This window comes from Maribellus luteus (assembly GCF_003576475.1).
Taxonomy (GTDB): domain Bacteria; phylum Bacteroidota; class Bacteroidia; order Bacteroidales; family Prolixibacteraceae; genus Draconibacterium; species Draconibacterium luteum.
In genome coordinates, this window is sequence record NZ_QWGR01000005.1 from 279,739 (window position 1) to 297,381 (window position 17,643).

The window sequence follows — 17,643 nt, forward strand, 5'->3', positions numbered from 1 at the left end:
TTGAAAATGAATTCACTACTTTTGAAACTCACTAAAAATTGGAAGTTTTGAGAACATTTACCGTTACAACCGTTGTTGCTATTTTCGTACTGCTTGGCTTTTCAGGCTATTCACAGAATTATGGACAAAAGAACAACACCGTCCGCGTATTGACTTTTAACATTTTACACGGCGCTACCACCCAAGGAGATTTTGATTTGGATAAGCTGGCTGCTCTTATAAAAGACGCTGATGCAGACATTGTAGCCCTGCAGGAAGTGGACTTCAAAACCGGACGGGCGAAAGGATACGACTTGGTAACCGAGCTTGGATGGCGCACAAAAATGTCCCCTCTTTTTGGGATTGCCATGCCTTACAACGGCGGAGCTTACGGTGAAGGTGTTCTGACTAAAATGCCCATACTGGAAAGTAAAAACGTGCCACTTCCCCATTCTCCGGGCAACGAACCTCGGGCAGCGCTTTCTGTCTTGGTTGAATTGGCGTCGGGCGATACCATTCGTTTTGTAGCCACCCACCTCGAACACCAGGTAAACAGCACCGACCGCATCGACCAGGTAAAAAAGATCAAGGCCGAATTTGCAAACGACCGGTTTCCTGCCATTCTGGCGGGTGATTTAAACGCCACCCCTGAAAGTGAGCCCCTTTCCATCCTGAAAAAGCATTGGACAGACAGTTCGCAAAAGACTTCTTTCCTTACCTTCCCTTCGGATGCACCGGAAATAAAAATCGATTACATTCTGTTTAGTCCGGCGCAAAAATGGGAGGTTATTGAAAGCCAAGCCATTTGCGACACCATCGCATCCGACCACTGTGCTGTACTTTCGGTACTCCGTTTAAAGAAAAACTAATAATAAACAAGTTCGGTTTCCAGCGATTCAGCCTCCTGAAAAGTGATTTCAAAGTCCTCCAGCTCAGCCAGAATCGGATCGTAGATTTCCGGGATGGTTGGAATGTACATACCTTTCAGATTCAATTGCCCGGTAAGAACCAGTTTGGCAGCAACGGCCAGCGGCAGGCCAACCGTTTTTGCCATGGCGGTTTTGTCGGCATTCTCGCCGGTTACCACCAGCGAACTCGTTTTCCGGAACAACTCTCCGTCGGACTCTTTTCGATAGACAAACTTGTGCCACATCACAATCATGTCTTTGTCGTCGGCTTGTAACTGCCACTTTTGTTTCAGAATGTGTTCCAGCACCTGTGCGGGTGTCGCTTTTTTTAACCCGATCGGCGTTTTGTCAAAAATGCCCATCCATTTCAGCTTGTAAACGATCTCCGAATCCTGCGGAATATTCAGGTAATGAAAAAGCTTCAGCTCTACCGAATCGGTTGGATGATAAGGCAAAAAAGAATTGATGAATTCCCGGTAAGTCATGTTCTCGACATTTTCGAGATAATAGGAATCATCGGTGGCACCCAGCTGAACAAAAACATTCCAGGCTTTGCTGAATCCCGGTCTTCGGAGGGTTCCGCGATAAATAGTAGGAATTCCCTGAAGGTTGTATTTTTGCAGGTAATACAGCGAATCGCGGTTGGCATAACCTTCAAACATCCCGAATTTTTCGAGATCGATCATTTCTGTTCGCCGAAACAAACGGTTGTAAGGAATGTATTTGATTTTTCCATTCTGAATAAAACGGGCCGGGCCTCCCTGTCCTGCCAAAACCACGTTGCGCGGGTTCCAGCTGAATTTATAATTCCACGGGTTATCGTCCGATTCGGGTGCCACCAAACCACCAGTGAACGATTCGAAGCACTCCATCACACAGCCGTCGTTTTTTAACTGGTTGATAATTTTCATGGCCGACATGTGATCAAGCCCGGGATCAAGTCCGCACTCGTTTAAAAAGAACAAGCCTTTCTCATTCACCTCGGCCTCAAATGCTTTCAGTTCTGCTGTTTCGTACGACGCTGTAAGTAGGTTTTTTGAAAATTTCACACACGACTGTGCCACATATTTGTGAAACCTTGCAGGAAGCAGCGAAATCACCAGGTCGGCATCTTTCACTTCGGCATCGCGGGCAAACTCATCGTGCACATCCAGCAAGGCAAAAGCCAGTCCCAGCGACCGCACCAGATCGCTTTCCTGCGTATCGGCAACTTTAACCCGCCAACTGTATTTTAATGCATTTTCAGCCAAATAAGTGAGCAGAAAGATACTGGATCTGCCGGCTCCGAAAATCAATACATTTTTCATAAATCAATTATATCCTGGCCATAGTCTCATTTTAAGTGAGACTATGACTAACTGTTTTTTTTATTCATTTCATTGAACAACTTCAGCGCATTTCGGCGCAAGATTGCCTGATCTTCGATCGGCAGTTTCCGGTGCGCCGATTTTCATTCGCGCTTTCTACTTACAGGGTTCCATATGCCAACTATCACTTTCTTGTTCAATCCTTTGAACTCTGAACCCTGAACTTTAAACTGATCTCTTTATACATTAAACTCGATCCCTTGCGCCAATGGCAGCTCTGTACTGTAATTGATCGTATTTGTTTGACGGCGCATGTACGCTTTCCAGGCGTCGGAGCCTGATTCACGGCCGCCACCGGTGTCTTTTTCGCCACCAAAGGCACCGCCAATTTCGGCGCCCGAAGTACCAATGTTCACGTTGGCAATTCCGCAGTCAGAGCCTTCATGCGACAAGAACTTCTCTGTTTCCAGAATATTCCGGGAGAAAATGGCCGAAGACAATCCCTGCGGCACATCGTTGTGCAACTGAATGGCTTCCTCTAAATCCGTGTATTTTATCAGGTACAAAAGCGGTGCAAACGTTTCTTCCTGAACAATGGCGAAATGATTCTCCACTTCAGCAATGGCGGGCTTTACAAAACACCCCGACTCGTATCCTTCTCCACTCAGCACATCTCCGCCGGTTAAAATTTTACCGCCTTCTTCCGTTACCCGTTTCAGCGAATTACAGAAATCTGCCACTGCATATTTATCCACCAGCGGGCCAACCAGCGTTTTTGAGTCCAGCGCATGACCGATCGGCAGTTTCTGATAAATAGCCACCAGCTTTTGTTTGAACTCTTCATAAACCGATTCGTGCAAAATAATTCGCCGCGTTGAAGTACAACGTTGCCCGCAGGTTCCGACAGCGCCAAAAACCACGGCCCGAAGTGCCATTTCCATATCCGCATCCGGTGTGATGATGATGGCATTGTTTCCGCCCAGCTCCAGAATGGAACGCCCCAGGCGCTCACCCACCAAACGCCCGACTTTCTGCCCGATCCGTGTAGAACCGGTAAAGGAAACCAGCGGAATATTCCGGTCAGAAAACATCGTATCGCCCAATACTTTTGATTCGGCAGCCACCAGGCTCAACACTCCCTCCGGCACATCGTTTTCTTTTAACACATTGGCTACAATTTTATGAACGGCTACTGCACACAGATATACTTTCGACGAAGGTTTCCAAACCACTACATCACCGGCTATCAGTGCAATCATGGCATTCCACGCCCACACTGCTACCGGGAAATTAAAGGCTGAAACCACGCCAACCACTCCCAGCGGATGGTACTGGTCGTACATACGGTGGCGGGCTCTTTCTGAGTGCATGGTAAAACCGTACAACTGCCGCGACTGCCCCACAGCAAAATCGCAGATGTCGATCATTTCCTGCACTTCGCCCAAACCTTCCTGGTAGATTTTTCCCATTTCGTACGAAACCAGTTTACCAAGCGGTTCCTTGTATTTCCGAAGCTCCAACCCAATTTGCCTAACAATCTCACCCCGCTTGGGTGCCGGAATCATTCGCCAGCTTCTAAAAGCCGTTTTGGCGGTTTCAATCACTTCCTGGTAATCTTCAATGCCGCATTGCTGCACACCGGCAATCAGTTTTCCGTCAGAAGGCGAATACGACTCCATAAATTTACCCGTGGTTGATTTCCACTTTGTTCCCGTGCAAACTCCCGGGTTTACCGACTCAATTCCAAGTTCTTTCAATACTGCATTAAAATCTATTTCCTGTGTCATTTTTTCTATTTTTTTGATTGATTGATTTTCTACTAAAGTTTTTCGATAACCATTGAAATTCCCTGCCCAACGCCAATACACATGGTACAAAGTGCGTATTTGGAACGACTGTGTTCCAACTGATGAAAAGCGGTTGTTACCAGGCGTGCACCCGACATTCCAAGCGGATGCCCCAATGCGATGGCACCTCCCAGCGGGTTGATTCGCGGATCAAGATCATCCAGTTTCCACTGACGAATACAGGCCAGTGACTGCGCTGCAAATGCCTCGTTCAGCTCAATAATATCCATTTGATCCATTGACAAACTCAGTAGTTTGAACAGTTTTTCAGTTGCAGGAACCGGCCCGATTCCCATGATCCTTGGAGGCACTCCGGCCGACTGCGCTCCCAAAATCCGCACTTTCGGAACCAGGTTAAAACGCTTCACAGCTTCCGCCGAAGCAATGATCAATGCCGCAGCACCATCGTTTATTCCCGAAGCATTTCCGGCAGTTACGGTACCGTCAGACCGCATTACCGGCTTTAACGAAGCCAGCTTCTCAGGCGAAGTCAGTCTTGGATGCTCGTCTTTATCCACGATCAGCGGGTCGCCTTTTCGCTGCGGAAGAACAACCGGAACAATCTCGTGAGCCAGCGCACCGCTTTTTTGTGCATCGTCGGCTTTTTGCTGACTGTGATGTGCAAAGCGATCCTGGTCTTCGCGGCTTATTTTGTATTCATCCGCCAGGTTCTCTGCAGTACAAATCAGCGGATCGGTTCCAAATTGCTTCTGAAATTCCGGGTTGACAAAACGCCAGCCGATGGTGGAATCAAAAATCTCGGCCTCCCGCGAAAAAGCACTGGTGGGTTTAGGCATCACAAAAGGTGAACGCGACATACTCTCCACGCCGCCGGCTATCACCAGTTCTGCCTCGCCTGCCCGGATGGCACGCGCCGCCAAAGCAATTGCCTCCATTCCGGAGCCACACAAGCGGTTTACTGTTACACCGGGTACCGTTTCAGGAAATCCGGCCAGCAAAAGTCCCATTCTCGCTACGTTGCGGTTATCTTCCCCGGCCTGGTTGGCACATCCAAAAATCACATCGTCGATGGCCGATTTATCCAGGTTCGGATTTCGCTCCAAAATGGTCTTTAAAGGAATCGCCGCCAGATCGTCAGCACGTACCGACGATAAGGCTCCTCCGTATTTGCCTACCGGAGTTCGAATGGCATCGCATATAAAAACTTCTTTCATATTTTTATTTAGCTATGAGCTTCGAGCCTGGAGCTTTAAGCTCTATATTTCTTTGTTAAAACCTGTATCAACTGTTATTCAGTTTTTCAATTCTTGGTTTAAAGGCTTTGAAAGCCCGGAATAAACCCTCTGTCAAGCGGTCAATTTCCTTTTGCGTCATCACCGTTGAAAGCATGCACGAAAAGGTATTGATCATAAGTATTTTTTCCTCGTAATACATATAATCCAGCAGTTCCTTTACCAAAGCACCCGCTTCTTTTGAAAGATAGGCTTCGCGGTAAGTGGTAGGCGGAGTTGCCTTGAAATGCATCCGGAACATGGATCCGGCGCCAGTTACTGATACGGGAACACCGGCCAACTGAATAGCTTCGCGTATCTGACTGATTGCTTTCTGAGTAAGGGCATTTAATTTTGTCACTGCTTTTTTGTCAAAATACTGCATGGCTTTGTAACCAGCCGTCATGGTAATCGGATTGGCCGAAAAAGTTCCGGAATGCGGCAGCAACAGATTTTTCTCGTGCGGATCAAACACCTTCATCACATCAGCCCTTCCGGCCACTGCTCCCACCGGAAAACCGCCTCCGATAATTTTTCCGAGCGAAGTAAGATCAGGTTTTACCTTATAATCTTCCTGTGTTCCGCCATAATTTACACGGAAAGTGATCACCTCGTCAAACACCAGCAAGGCATCATTTTTTCGTGTCCAGGCGTAAACGGCTTCAATAAATTCGTTGGTTCCCCGCATCAATCCAACGCGGTGCGGAACCGGATCGATAATTACACAGGCGATCTCATCTGCATGCCGGTCGAGAATGGAAAGCGTGCGCTCCACATCGTTGTAGGGAAAAATAATCACATCGCGCGATACACTTTTCGGTGTTCCGTGAGCCAGCAAAACACTGGCCGGGTGATTAATATCGCCCCAATTGGTGGGATTGGCTGTCTGACTGACTTCTGCAAAATCGTAAGTTCCGTGATAGGTTCCTTCGGCTTTTGCAATTTTTGAGCGCCCGGTAAATGCCCGCGAGGCTTTTATCATGGCCATTACCGCCTCGGTTCCGGAATTTACAAAACGAATGCGTTCAAAGCTTTCCACCCGTTTGATCAGGTGTTTCGCATAAGCCACTTCAATCTCGGAGGCCAGTGTGTAAGCAGTTCCTTTTTTTAGCTGTTCAATCACAGCATCGATAACCGGGGGGAAAGAATGCCCGTGAATCAATGCCGCCATGTTGTTGGCAAAATCAATCCGGGCAGTTCCTTCAATGTCGGTAATGTAGCACCCCGAAGCTACATTTGCATAATCAGGAAAAGGCTCGTGGTAAACCGTATTCCGGCTTACACCACCAGCCAAAACCTTTTGTGCCTGCTTATACAATTTTTCACTACTACTTTTTTTCGCCATGAGTTTTGGTTTGTTGAGTTAGATGTAATTCAGCACCGGTTTGCTGCTGCAAGGCCTCAAATGTTACTCCCGGTGCCAGTTCTCTGACAAATAGTTTTTCATTCAGAACATCGATAATGGCCAAGTCGGTATAAATGCGGCTCACCACCTTTTTCCCCGTTAAAGGGTAGCTGCATTCTTTTACAATTTTTGCCTCGCCCGATTTGGTGCAGTGCTTTGTGATCACAAAAACAGAGGGCACACCGGCCACCAGGTCCATCGCGCCACCCACTGCCGGAATATCCTCCGCGTTACCGGTCGACCAGTTGGCAAGATCACCTTCAGCCGAAACCTGGTAAGCACCCAGCACACAAATATCGATGTGTCCGCCGCGGATCATCGCAAAACTGTCGGCATGATGAAAATAGGCAGCCCCCGGAATGGCAGTCACATACTTTTTGCCTGCATTTACCAGTTCGGGATCTTCTGTTCCCGGTGCGGCTACCGCCCCCATTCCCAACAATCCGTTTTCAGTATGATAAATTACTTCACGACCTTCAGGAATAAATCCGGCCACCATCTCGGGCATTCCAATACCGAGATTCACATAAGCTCCGTCGTAAATATCACGGGCTACGTTTTGAGCCATTTCAGACGAGCTCCACCCCACTTTTTGCGTTGTTATGTCCATGGATACCTCCTTTCTTCGGCTACCAGTTTTGATTCGTCAGCAGGATTCGAAACTTCCACAACCCGGTGCACAAAAATGCCGGGAGTGACCACGCACTCGGGATCAATTTCTCCCAACTCCACTATTCTACGTGCTTGGACAATCGTAGTTTTGGCCGCCATGCACATCACCGGCCCAAAATTGCGGGCAGTTTTATTGTAAACCAGGTTTCCGAATTTATCCGTCGTATGGCATTTTACCAGCGAAAAATCAGCCTTGATGGCATGTTCCAACACATAATCGCGTCCATTGAAGCTCCGAACTTCTTTACCTTCTGCCAGCGGCGTATTTACCGAAGCAGGCGTATAAAAAGCCGGAATTCCGGCGCCACCGGCACGAATGCGTTCGGCCAGTGTACCCTGCGGCACCAGTTCAAGCTCGATTTCACCCCGGCGGTATATTTCCGGGAACACCACCGAAATGGTTGTTCGCGGGAAAGAACAGATGATTTTGCTTACCTGGCGGTTTTCAATCAAAGCGGCAAGCCCCACATGTCCGCTCCCGGCATTGTTGCTGACAACGGTAAGGTTTTTAGCCCCCTGATCCACCAGCGCATGAATCAGTTCAACCGGACTACCGGCTTCACCAAATCCGCTGATCATTACCGTGGCCCCGTCAAAAATACCGGCCACAGCTTCCGCTGCCGAATCAACGATTTTATTGATCATGATCTGCTGCCAATTTCATTTCCTTTTCCAAAGCTTTCGAAAGCTGCTCTTCAATTTTTACCAGTTCATCTTCGTAGAAATACTTATCGCTTCCATACGGCACCAGTTTTTCGATCGTATTTTCCTGTTCGTCGTATTTGGCGAAGAAAGTTGTATCCATCCACTCCATGTTTCGTGCTTCATTGAATTTCAGCGCAAAAACCTTTTCACCATTGATTTCGGCGGTTCCCATCAACGAAGTTTTTCCGGCCGAAGAAGTCATGGTTATGTAACGCGAAGGCCGGTTAATCGAAGCCAGACTGCGATATACTTTGTTGAATATCTTCGAGATATCGGCCAGCGGTGCCGTAAAATAATGGTGTTCTCCGGTTGGCCGCGCACAGTACATCGAGTGGAAACCAATGCCGAGCATGGCAAGTACATTGCCCAGATCGATCCAGTTTTGCGCAGAACGATCGATGTCAACTTTCCCGTTTTCATCATAAAACAAGCTGATGTGGTTCATGATCGGGCTTTGGCTTTTTACGGCCACCCCGTATCTTTTCAAACGCCGGACGGCTGCCACAGAGGCGGGATTCATCACATCGTGAGGCGTGGAAATATGAGCCACCCAAACTGCCTGAATTCCGTTTTCTGTGAGTTTTTGCAGCAATTCCAAAATCCGCTTAAAGGCATCGGTCAACAGCCATTCAGGATGAAAGTTGATGGCCCGCGAACCGATCCGCACCGTGCGAATGTGCCGTAGTTCCGGATCGTCAATCAAAGGCTGTACATACTCCAGCAATCTTTCGTAAGGGATATAACCGCCGTCGCCGCCGGTAATCAGGATGTCGCTCACTTCTTTGTGGCGTTTCAGGTATTCGTGCACCTGTACTACCTCGCGCTGAACAAACATATCTTCGTCGCCGCGTACCTGCGCATGCCGGAAGCAATAAGTGCAAAACGAAAAACAGGTTTGCGTGGTCTTGTCCAGAATCAGTTTTACCGGCGGATATTTGTGCTGACTGCCCTCCAGAATTTCCAAATGCCCCTCGTCGTTAATGTACCAGGGTTTATTCAGCTTTTGCTTCCCATCGTGCGGATTCGTCTTGTGCATGTAGTCCTCCACCACCCGCTTTCTGGCCTCCTCATTGGGCGCATCAGCGTATTTCTTCACCTCATCGGGATGAATCATGCCCGGCTGCGGAAATACCAACTGGTAATTGGAATCACTCTCATAGTTTTTCCAGTCGATGGTATTTAGTACATACCGCGTTGCCAGAAAACGATACACTTCAATAAAAAACTCCCGGTCTTTAATATGCGTCAGTTCAATGCCGTGTTCCTTCAATGTTTGAACGATTTCGCGAAATCCTTTCAGCCCGGAATAATGCTCCTTGTCCTTAAAAATGGCGTCGTCTTCGTAAAAGAACCCGGAATATTTCGGGTAATTATTGTGTAACCTCTGAATCAATCCGGGAGGCAAGAGATTTTCATTGTTGATGGTGCGAACCGCTTCCGACCCCAGGTGATATCGTTTCACCATTTGCTGAATATCAGAAAGATCGACCTTTGTTTTAATTTCTTTTGAGTTCATACAGATTTAAGTTCCGATTAAGATTTATATGCTGAATAATGGCAGGCGACTACCACCCGCAGGTTATGTAAACCCCGGTTACCGAATTCCGGCGATCCCGTTTATGAATCAATCAGAAACTATCAGGAAATGACACCGGTATTCAAAAACCGGAAGTTGATTAAAGCAGAATAAATGTAGTAGCTGCGGCTGCAGCTAATGTGAAACCGAATCGTCGTCGAGACACTCTGGCATCCCGGGATAGAAAAACACCGGACAATAATACGATTGTACCATAGCCCTAAAGTTAACAAATGTGATTGAGACAAATTCTGACAACAAACATATTTCACAACATCTACCCAAATACAAATCCAAAAATTTTCACCACCTTTAATGCATATTACATAAACAACTGCACGTGAGAAATACCGGCAACACCGCTGGTATTAACTACGTGATTACAAGATTAAAATGAAGAAAGTTCTGTTATTGGGAGCCGGAATGGTTGCCAAACCGCTGGTCGATTATCTTTTGAACCATCAGATTCAACTTACCATAGCCACCCGAACCGTAGAAAAAGCCCTAAAACTGATTAACGGGCACGGAAACGCGAAAGCTGTTTCGTGGACAGTTGACGATATGCAAGCGCTAAGTTTGCTGATTGCTGACCACGACCTGGTGGTTAGCCTGCTTCCCTACACCTACCATGTGGCGGTGGCAAAACTCTGTGTGAAGCATCAGAAAAACATGCTTACCACGTCGTATGTTTCCGAAAAAATGAAAGCACTGGATAAAGCCGCCAAAGAAGCCGGTATTATTCTTTTAAATGAAATGGGGGTTGATCCGGGCTTTGACCACATGACTGCCATGCGCATTATAGATAAAGTGCGTGCCGAGGGAGGAAAAGTAAAAGGGTTCTATTCATTGTGCGGAGCCCTGGCTGCCCCTGAAGAGGCGGATAATCCCTTTCATTATAAATTCACCTGGTCGCCACGGGGAGTGATCATGGCCGGCAACAACAGCGCTAAATACCTAAGAAACGGCACTGTTGTGGAAGTTTCATCGAACGATCTGTTTAAACAGCCACTGAAAATTGATTTCCCCGAGGTGGGTGAAATGGAAGTGTACCCCAACCGGGATTCCTTGTCGTACATTGACATTTACGGGCTAAAAAATATCGAGACCATGTACCGCGGTACTTTCCGCTACAAAAACTGGTGCGAGATTATGGATGCCTTGAAAAAACTGGGAATGTTGAGTTACGACCGGAAAAGTTTTGAGGGAAAGACATACAAAAAGGCAATGGCACGCGAACTTGATGTTTATCCGGCAAATATGAAAGAGAAAGTAGCAGAGCGTCTGAATCTTTCCATCAACAGTCCGGCAATTGTTGCGATGGAATGGCTGGGACTATTTAGCGATGACCTGGTAAAAATAAATGAAGGATCGACATTTGATTTGACCACGGATCGAATGCTGAAAAAGATGATGCTGCCGCAAGGAGCCCGGGATATGGTAATTATGTTACATGCATTCCTTGTTGAAAACGCCGATGGAAGCAGGCAGGTGATCAAATCGCGCCTTCTTGACTTTGCCACACCGGAGGACACATCCATTGCCCGGACGGTAGGACTTCCGGCAGGCATTGCTGCCAAAATGATCCTAGATGGAAAATTCAGTGAAACGGGTGTACACATTCCTACTTCAAAAAGCATTTATGAGCCGGTTCTTGAAGAACTCCAAAAGCTTGGAATTGCCATGAAAGAAGAATGGGGCTTACCCGAAAATGAAATGTTGTAAATTACCTGGTAAACAATAATGATCAGGCCGGCATTCCTAAAAAACCGGCCATACCGGCAAATAAGCCCGCAAATATCATAACAATAAACATAAGCACATAAAGCGCCAGAACAACAATCATTAAGATACCGATAAAACGATAGTGCGCTTTCAGGTTCTGAAATGCCGAAGACAGTTTTTCCTGGCTTTGGTACTTTAGCGCCTGTTTAACCCGCGATGAAAACCGGAACAGGTAAAGAAGCGGCAAAAAATAAAGAGCTCCCATCACCACGTAAATCAATCCAAACAGAAAAGTAGGAAACGGAAAATCCGGACTGCCTCCTAAAGCCGCCGACGGTAAAAATGCAAAAACGATACTCACCACAAATCCGACCATCACCATCAGACCCACAAATACAAAGCCCAGGATCGCTAAGAAACTGCCCCATTTCCCGGCTTCTGTCAGGTGCGCGTTTATATCACCTGTAATTTCCAGGTTTTTCACCTCTGGTTTTGCCTGTTCACTTTCGGTTGCAAGAATTTGTTGTTCCAGATTTTCGTGATTCTGGTCTTCGCTTTGCGGAGCCATTGATTCTTGATTTTCTGTGTTCATCGATGCGTGTTTTTTCAATTCAGGTTTAAATGTAACATTTATTGTAAAGTATCTGCAGAAAGCGGGTAAATTATATCAACTCTTTTCCGGCGTATCAGGAAACCAGCAGCAAAAAACTGGCAAGCAATGTAATGGCCATGTTTATTTTCCGGAAAGCATTTACCGAGAATAAAGTGTTCAGACGTTTCCCCACAATGGTGCCAAGCAGTAGAATAGGGACAAAAACGAGAGCCATCTTTAACGATTGCATAGTCAACAAGCCCGTTTGAATGTAGCCCGCAATGGCAACAACTGCTGTAACAATGCTAAACCACGCAAATATTTCGCGAAAACCACGGTTATCTACTCTTGATAGATTCAGAAACAAGGCAAGCGGCGGGCCACTCACCGATATGGCACCGGTAATAAAACCAATAAGAGCGCCTGCCAAAGAAAAAGCAATGGGAGGCAATTTTACCTTGGGCAGTTTTCTCCACGAAAAAAGGGTAAGTACAATAAATGCGAGCCCGGTAATATGTACCAGTGTTTGTTCCGAAACTGTTTTGAGAGCCATGACGCCCAAAACGGTAAACAGTCCGCCACTCACAATCAGCGACTGATAGGGACGCGTTACCAGTGGGTGTTGTTTCTTCTGCAAAACAATGAACAGCGAGGCAATCAGGTTACAAATCATCAACACCGGAATAATTTCTCGGGGAGGATACCACGCCATAAGAACCGGCAATGAAACCAGCGCAAAACCAAAGCCTGTTAGGCCTTTCAGCAAACTCGAAAGCACAATAACCAGTACAACCCAAATATTCATACCCAATAAGTTAAAGGTGAAATCCATTTTACAAACTCAGCATTACCAGCGATGCAACCGAGGTTAGCACCCATAAAGAAATTCCCAATGCAAAGCTTTTCACACCCGACTGTTTCATCTCGCGGTACGATATATTGGAACCAATCAGGAAAAGCGCTACCATCATTCCACGCTTTCCGAGCCAGCTAAAATGCGAATAGGTGGTAGCAAAAGCCGGAAATAAGTTGGCAAAACCAATGGCCAGCACAAAAAACAAAATAAACCAAGGGAAACGGATCGATTTCCGCGAAGTGTTTTTACCAAGCAGGGCAAGCAAAATAGAAAGCGGAATAATCCAAAGGGCCCGGATCAGTTTTACAGTGGTGGCAACCTGCAGTGCCTTCTCGCCATAAACAGCACCCGCCCCCACTACCGAACTGGTATCGTGAATCGCAATGGCCGCCCAGTTCCCAAAGGTTTCCTGGCTTAACCCCAGCTTCCATCCAACCAAGGGGAATAACAACAAAGCCAGGCCGTTTAAAACAAACACAACAATAAGGGCAAACGAATTTTGGTAATCTTTGCTATTCAGAATCGGAGCAAGAGCGGCAATCGCACTTCCGCCGCAAATGGCAGTACCGGAAGCAATCAGCAACGAAATGTTTTTCTCTACCTTGAACAGCCTCCCCAGCAGAATTCCGCATATCATAACCAGGGAAACGGAAACCGCAGTATGGAGAAAACCACTCTTGGAAGCAGCAAGCACTTCATGCAGACTCATTCCAAAGCCCATCAGCACAATTGAAGCCTGCAACACTTTAGCTGTGTACTTGCCCGCATTGTCCGATTTTATCCCTAAAGCGGAAAGCAAAATGCCCGTTCCCAGTGCAATCACTGGCGAAACAAAAGGCAAAAAGCAAACAAAAATAATTACGGTATATAACCAGCTTGTTTTTTTGATTTTCTTATTCATATCAAGAACTTTTGACAGCGCAAAAGTACCTCGACATCATAATCAAATCAAATACCAAATAATTATGCTGAATAACTAAAAATTATACTGAAGCAGAAAGTTTTCAAACAATTCCACCTGTTTGCTTTCGTATCCCTGCCGCAGTGCGATCCTGAATTTACGGGGAATGGAGAGACCCGCAACATTGAGTCTTATCAGGCTGTTCAGGTATAGTTCGGTGGTAGCGGCTTTTTCTGAAATGACTGCGATCCCGTCAAAATCCTGCAGAAAATTTTTAATGGATTCGGTACTCCCCAAATGTACGACTGTATTCAGCCCGTTAAAATCGATATTTTGTTTTTCGAGCGTTCGCTTTATTATTTCCAAAGTACCCGAACCATGCTCGCGAAGCACAATCGGGAACTTGGTAAAGTCTTCAATACTGATGTTTTTTCGTTTCGCATATACGCTTTTGGCGCCTGTAACCACAATTAGCTCATCATCCAGAAAACTCTTATACCGGATTCCGGCCAGTGACGACTCGTTCTCCACCAATGCCACATCCAGCTTGTTCTCCAGCAGTAGTTGCTCCATCTCCAACGAATTACCGTTTACAAGGTGGATCCTGATTTTGGGATAGCGTTTATGAAACGAAGCAATCACCCGGGGAATTACATATTGCGAAATGGTGGAACTTGCACCAATGATAAATTCGCCGGAAACCGTGTTGTTCAACTGTCCGATTTCAAAGCTAAGATCGCGGTAAAGCTGTTCGACTTTTTTGAGCGAATTGTAAACGGTTTTACCGGCGCGTGTCAGGTAAATTTTGTTTCCTTTCCGCTCAAACAAACCAATGTTGTACTTACTTTCCAGCTCTTTTATGTGCCTGGTAACTGCCGGCTGGCTGATGTGCAGCTCTTCGGCCGCTTTCGAAAAGCTCAGGTTTTCGGCAACAGCAATAAAAACACTATCTCTGTAATCCATGTCAATGCTTTTTTTTCAGGAAATATCCCGCAGCCATAAAGATACGCTTTATGGTTTTAGGATATGAGCGAATGGGGTATTTCCAGAACAAGTCAACATCCGGTACTTTTATTTTTCAAGCATTAGTTTCAGGTAATCGGTGGTTGAATCTTCTCCGTATTTCCGGATGTATTCATCCAGTCGTTTTTGGGCTTCGTCGCATTGTTGCCGGTCTTTATTGCACTCGTAAACAAAGCTGGCAGCCATTCCGTAAACCGCTATTTTATTTCGGGGCTGCACTTCAAGCACCCGTTCAAACTGGAAACGCGCATTTTTGTAATGGTTCTTGTTCAACCAGCTATAACCCGAAGTCAAAAGATAATCAATCTGCTCAGCAGAAAGTGTCGCCTCTGCGGTCTTTGGACTGGACGGATTGCGATTTATACGATCTGGCTGAAAAAAGAACTCAAACAAAACCAGGGTAACAACCGGGACTATAAGCAGTAACGACAAAGTAACTTTCCAATAAATCCTTCGCTGTTCACGTTCGGTCTCCTCCCTGTTTTTGGCTTTTATCTCAGCCAGTTTTTCGGCCGAAACTTTTTTAAAGGATACCTGAGGATTGTTTGAATACCGTCTGTTTTCGGTTTTTGTCCAATCCTGGTATGCCTTGTGCTTGGGCCGGGCATTGGCCCGCAGCGACTGAATCATTGCTAAAACGGAACCACCGAAGCTCATGTGTTAAGATGATTTTGAGTAATGAAGCAAATTGCCAACGTTGAAATTACATTAATTTCTCTTCGATCCGAAATTCTTTGGCCACTATTCCGTTAGCCTTTAGTGCGGCCTTAAAACCTTCGTTCATCATTCGTCCCAGGCGCATCGGAAAATCGAGCAAAGCAGGATAATTGCTTTTATCATCGGGCGACTGAAAGAACTTCTGACACGAATTTACACTCGAAGAAAGGTAAATGCGACAGGCAACCGGGCGTGCCTCGTAAGCCATACACGCTCCGTTCATCAAAAGCGGACAGGGATGTTTGGCATTCAGCAAATCGTTTCCTTTTAATTGTCTGAACCGGTTATTTTTATCTTCGGCCCGTTGTTTTATTTCGGTTTGTTGCGGCAAGCTAAACTTCTCGCTTACATACTTTCGGAGATACTTTAGTTCATAATCCATCGCAAAAACCGGTTGGTGACAACACCAGTGGCACCCTTTTTTGCATTCAACCGCCTTTCCCTGTTGCCGGGCATACACCAAAAGACTATCCGTCAGATCGTCGATATTCCGGAACATTTCGGCCAGTGCTGCCAGCAAATTCTCCTCCGAAACGGGTTCCTTACAGGCTTTCATTCCCAGTTGGTAACCGTCGTGATAAAAAGCTTTTTCGAAGTTTTCGGATTGAATGCTCAAGTCTTTTTTTGTTAAAGGATTCTTCCGGAAAAATAGATCATTTTTAACGGATATTCAATGGGACCGACAACATAATTTCTGAAATAAAATACCTGCCCGTCAGCGGTTATTTTCTGCTTTTTTCCAATTTTAGCCGCGCAAAATAATCGACAGAGGCACGTTTTACATGGGGAGAAAGAAGGATGGTTGAAATTACGGTGGGAAAGGCCATCAGCGCAAAGGCAATATCGATGAGTCCGATAATGACGCGCAGGTTCGACACCGCCCCGATAATGATCACCAGCACAAACGCATAATTGTACAGATGCTGGTACTTTGCCCCCGCCACAAATCCCAGGCATTTTACACCGTAGTACGGAAAGGCAAACATGGTTGACATGGAAAAGAAAATAACACAGATCACCAGGATGTACTTCCCAACTCCCGGAATGGCCGAATCAAAAGCCTGTGCGGTAAGCGTAATTCCGTCGGCATTGCTTATCTGCCAGGTATCGGTAATAATTAGTGCCAAGGCGGTCATGGTACAAACAATAATGGTATCGATAATGGGCCCCAGCATTGCCACCAGGCCCTCGCGAATGGGTTCGTTGGTTTTGGCAGCGCCGTGTGCCATCGGGGCTGTTCCCAGTCCCGCTTCGTTGGAAAAGGCAGCCCGTCGAACCCCGGTGATAATCACTGCTCCAACAGCGCCTCCCAATACCGCATCTCCGGTAAAGGCATCTTCAATAATGGTTTGAAACGCCGGGATAATATGTGCCGGATGGGAAAAAATAATGTACAAAACGGTTACAGTATACACCACCACCATGGTGGGCACCAAACTACCGGTAACATTGCCAATTCGTTTAATTCCGCCAATAACCACCAAACCAACGATGATTGAAATAACGATTCCGGTGACCAGGTCGCTGCCAAACGACACCGGAATATTGTTAGGCACCAACAGCACGTCGCGAATCATTTGGGTAAGTTGGTTGGCCTGAAACAGGGGCGAAACCCCCACCATGGCCATTACTGCAAAGAACACCGCCACGGGTTTCCAGTTTCTGCCAAGGCCTTCCGTAATGTAGTACATCGGTCCTCCCTGAATTTCTCCGGCAGAATCTTTGCCACGAAACATAACCGCCAGCGAACAGGTAAAAAACTTGGTACTCACTCCCAGCAAGGCCGAAACCCACATCCAGAAGATGGCGCCCGGCCCGCCCATCGTAATTGCCACGGCTACTCCGCTTACGTTTCCCATTCCTACGGTACCGGCGAGTGCGGTCGACAAAGCCTGGTAATGCCGCAATTGTCCGGGTTCGTTCGGATCGTCGTATTTTCCGGTGAGAATTTTCAGCGCATGCCCAATGTAGCGCAAAGGAACCAGCCGCGAATAAACAAGGAAGTAAAACCCGCCGCCCAGCAGCAGGATCAAAATGGGTGTTCCCCAAATTCCGTCGGAAACAGATATAATAAGCTGGCCCAGTTCTTCAAACATCTCGCTAAGAAAAACCAAAACATGTTAAAAAACAAATTACGCAAGAAAATGTAAAGGAAACTTGACAAAGATAAGAATGTAAAGTATATTTGACATATTGAAAAG

Annotated in this window: 16 protein-coding genes; 2 read left to right on the forward strand and 14 right to left on the reverse strand. The window is 46.5% G+C overall.

Features of this window, described 5'->3' with window-relative positions:
* The first annotated feature begins 47 nt into the window (after positions 1-47).
* Positions 48-848 carry an endonuclease/exonuclease/phosphatase family protein gene (locus D1614_RS11375; RefSeq protein WP_206609986.1) on the forward strand — a complete coding sequence of 267 codons (801 nt, stop codon included), beginning with the start codon at positions 48-50 and terminating at the stop codon, positions 846-848.
* Here D1614_RS11375 and D1614_RS11380 read toward each other — a convergent pair.
* The 7 genes from D1614_RS11380 to D1614_RS11410 form a co-directional block, all read right to left on the reverse strand.
* The gene (locus tag D1614_RS11380) at positions 845-2,194 is read right to left on the reverse strand and encodes a saccharopine dehydrogenase C-terminal domain-containing protein (protein ID WP_119438054.1); all 1,350 of its coding nucleotides are present in this window, start codon (positions 2,192-2,194) and stop codon (positions 845-847) included. The two genes, D1614_RS11375 and D1614_RS11380, sit on opposite strands and share 4 nt — an antisense overlap.
* A gap of 239 nt (positions 2,195-2,433) precedes the next feature.
* Positions 2,434-3,981 (reverse strand): L-piperidine-6-carboxylate dehydrogenase, encoded by a 1,548-nt coding sequence (gene amaB / locus D1614_RS11385; protein WP_119438055.1) that lies wholly within the window; start codon positions 3,979-3,981, stop codon positions 2,434-2,436.
* 32 nt (positions 3,982-4,013) lie between these two features.
* Positions 4,014-5,216: a 3-oxoadipyl-CoA thiolase gene (gene pcaF / locus D1614_RS11390; RefSeq protein ID WP_119438056.1), complete on the reverse strand. Its 1,203-nt coding sequence runs from the start codon at positions 5,214-5,216 to the stop codon at positions 4,014-4,016.
* 67 nt (positions 5,217-5,283) lie between these two features.
* Positions 5,284-6,618 (reverse strand): aspartate aminotransferase family protein, encoded by a 1,335-nt coding sequence (locus D1614_RS11395; protein ID WP_119438057.1) that lies wholly within the window; start codon positions 6,616-6,618, stop codon positions 5,284-5,286.
* Positions 6,602-7,288 (reverse strand): 3-oxoacid CoA-transferase subunit B, encoded by a 687-nt coding sequence (locus tag D1614_RS11400; RefSeq protein WP_119438058.1) that lies wholly within the window; start codon positions 7,286-7,288, stop codon positions 6,602-6,604. Before D1614_RS11400 ends, D1614_RS11395 begins: the two co-directional genes overlap by 17 nt.
* The gene (locus D1614_RS11405) at positions 7,279-7,995 is read right to left on the reverse strand and encodes a 3-oxoacid CoA-transferase subunit A (RefSeq protein ID WP_119438059.1); all 717 of its coding nucleotides are present in this window, start codon (positions 7,993-7,995) and stop codon (positions 7,279-7,281) included. The genes D1614_RS11400 and D1614_RS11405 overlap by 10 nt, the downstream gene beginning before the upstream one ends.
* A complete protein-coding gene (locus D1614_RS11410; protein ID WP_206609987.1) occupies positions 7,985-9,571 on the reverse strand; it encodes a hypothetical protein in 1,587 nt (528 codons plus the stop codon). Before D1614_RS11410 ends, D1614_RS11405 begins: the two co-directional genes overlap by 11 nt.
* Positions 9,572-10,024: 453 nt before the next feature.
* Here D1614_RS11410 and D1614_RS11415 point away from each other — a divergent pair, with 453 nt between their 5' ends.
* Positions 10,025-11,353 carry a saccharopine dehydrogenase C-terminal domain-containing protein gene (locus D1614_RS11415; RefSeq protein ID WP_119438060.1) on the forward strand — a complete coding sequence of 443 codons (1,329 nt, stop codon included), beginning with the start codon at positions 10,025-10,027 and terminating at the stop codon, positions 11,351-11,353.
* A gap of 22 nt (positions 11,354-11,375) precedes the next feature.
* Here D1614_RS11415 and D1614_RS11420 read toward each other — a convergent pair whose 3' ends face one another.
* The 7 genes from D1614_RS11420 to D1614_RS11450 all read right to left on the reverse strand — a co-directional run bounded on the left by D1614_RS11420 (position 11,376) and on the right by D1614_RS11450 (position 17,538).
* Positions 11,376-11,945 carry a DUF5362 family protein gene (locus D1614_RS11420; RefSeq protein ID WP_119438061.1) on the reverse strand — a complete coding sequence of 190 codons (570 nt, stop codon included), beginning with the start codon at positions 11,943-11,945 and terminating at the stop codon, positions 11,376-11,378.
* A gap of 94 nt (positions 11,946-12,039) precedes the next feature.
* Complete coding sequence (locus D1614_RS11425; protein WP_162304474.1) at positions 12,040-12,750, reverse strand: sulfite exporter TauE/SafE family protein; 711 nt, start codon at positions 12,748-12,750, stop codon at positions 12,040-12,042.
* 28 nt (positions 12,751-12,778) lie between these two features.
* Positions 12,779-13,702: a YeiH family protein gene (locus tag D1614_RS11430; RefSeq protein WP_119438063.1), complete on the reverse strand. Its 924-nt coding sequence runs from the start codon at positions 13,700-13,702 to the stop codon at positions 12,779-12,781.
* 75 nt (positions 13,703-13,777) lie between these two features.
* Complete coding sequence (locus D1614_RS11435; RefSeq protein WP_119438064.1) at positions 13,778-14,665, reverse strand: LysR substrate-binding domain-containing protein; 888 nt, start codon at positions 14,663-14,665, stop codon at positions 13,778-13,780.
* Between the two features lie 108 nt (positions 14,666-14,773).
* A complete protein-coding gene (locus D1614_RS11440; protein ID WP_119438065.1) occupies positions 14,774-15,382 on the reverse strand; it encodes a tetratricopeptide repeat protein in 609 nt (202 codons plus the stop codon).
* 46 nt (positions 15,383-15,428) lie between these two features.
* Positions 15,429-16,058 carry a YkgJ family cysteine cluster protein gene (locus tag D1614_RS11445; RefSeq protein ID WP_119438066.1) on the reverse strand — a complete coding sequence of 210 codons (630 nt, stop codon included), beginning with the start codon at positions 16,056-16,058 and terminating at the stop codon, positions 15,429-15,431.
* A 106-nt stretch (positions 16,059-16,164) separates the two neighbouring features.
* Positions 16,165-17,538: an alanine/glycine:cation symporter family protein gene (locus D1614_RS11450; protein ID WP_119438067.1), complete on the reverse strand. Its 1,374-nt coding sequence runs from the start codon at positions 17,536-17,538 to the stop codon at positions 16,165-16,167.
* Positions 17,539-17,643: the final 105 nt, after the last annotated feature.

Bases quoted from the DNA above. Each gene is read 5' to 3' on its own strand.
- amaB (WP_119438055.1), bottom strand. From the start codon at position 3,981: ATGACACAGGAAATAGATTTTAATGCAGTATTGAAAGAACTTGGAATT.
- D1614_RS11435 (WP_119438064.1), bottom strand. From the start codon at position 14,665: ATGGATTACAGAGATAGTGTTTTTATTGCTGTTGCCGAAAACCTGAGC.
- D1614_RS11440 (WP_119438065.1), bottom strand. From the start codon at position 15,382: ATGAGCTTCGGTGGTTCCGTTTTAGCAATGATTCAGTCGCTGCGGGCC.
- D1614_RS11425 (WP_162304474.1), bottom strand. From the start codon at position 12,750: ATGAATATTTGGGTTGTACTGGTTATTGTGCTTTCGAGTTTGCTGAAA.
- D1614_RS11420 (WP_119438061.1), bottom strand. From the start codon at position 11,945: ATGAACACAGAAAATCAAGAATCAATGGCTCCGCAAAGCGAAGACCAG.
- D1614_RS11430 (WP_119438063.1), bottom strand. From the start codon at position 13,702: ATGAATAAGAAAATCAAAAAAACAAGCTGGTTATATACCGTAATTATT.
- D1614_RS11395 (WP_119438057.1), bottom strand. From the start codon at position 6,618: ATGGCGAAAAAAAGTAGTAGTGAAAAATTGTATAAGCAGGCACAAAAG.
- D1614_RS11400 (WP_119438058.1), bottom strand. From the start codon at position 7,288: ATGGACATAACAACGCAAAAAGTGGGGTGGAGCTCGTCTGAAATGGCT.
- D1614_RS11380 (WP_119438054.1), bottom strand. From the start codon at position 2,194: ATGAAAAATGTATTGATTTTCGGAGCCGGCAGATCCAGTATCTTTCTG.
- pcaF (WP_119438056.1), bottom strand. From the start codon at position 5,216: ATGAAAGAAGTTTTTATATGCGATGCCATTCGAACTCCGGTAGGCAAA.
- D1614_RS11450 (WP_119438067.1), bottom strand. From the start codon at position 17,538: ATGTTTGAAGAACTGGGCCAGCTTATTATATCTGTTTCCGACGGAATT.
- D1614_RS11410 (WP_206609987.1), bottom strand. From the start codon at position 9,571: ATGAACTCAAAAGAAATTAAAACAAAGGTCGATCTTTCTGATATTCAG.
- D1614_RS11415 (WP_119438060.1), top strand. From the start codon at position 10,025: ATGAAGAAAGTTCTGTTATTGGGAGCCGGAATGGTTGCCAAACCGCTG.
- D1614_RS11405 (WP_119438059.1), bottom strand. From the start codon at position 7,995: ATGATCAATAAAATCGTTGATTCGGCAGCGGAAGCTGTGGCCGGTATT.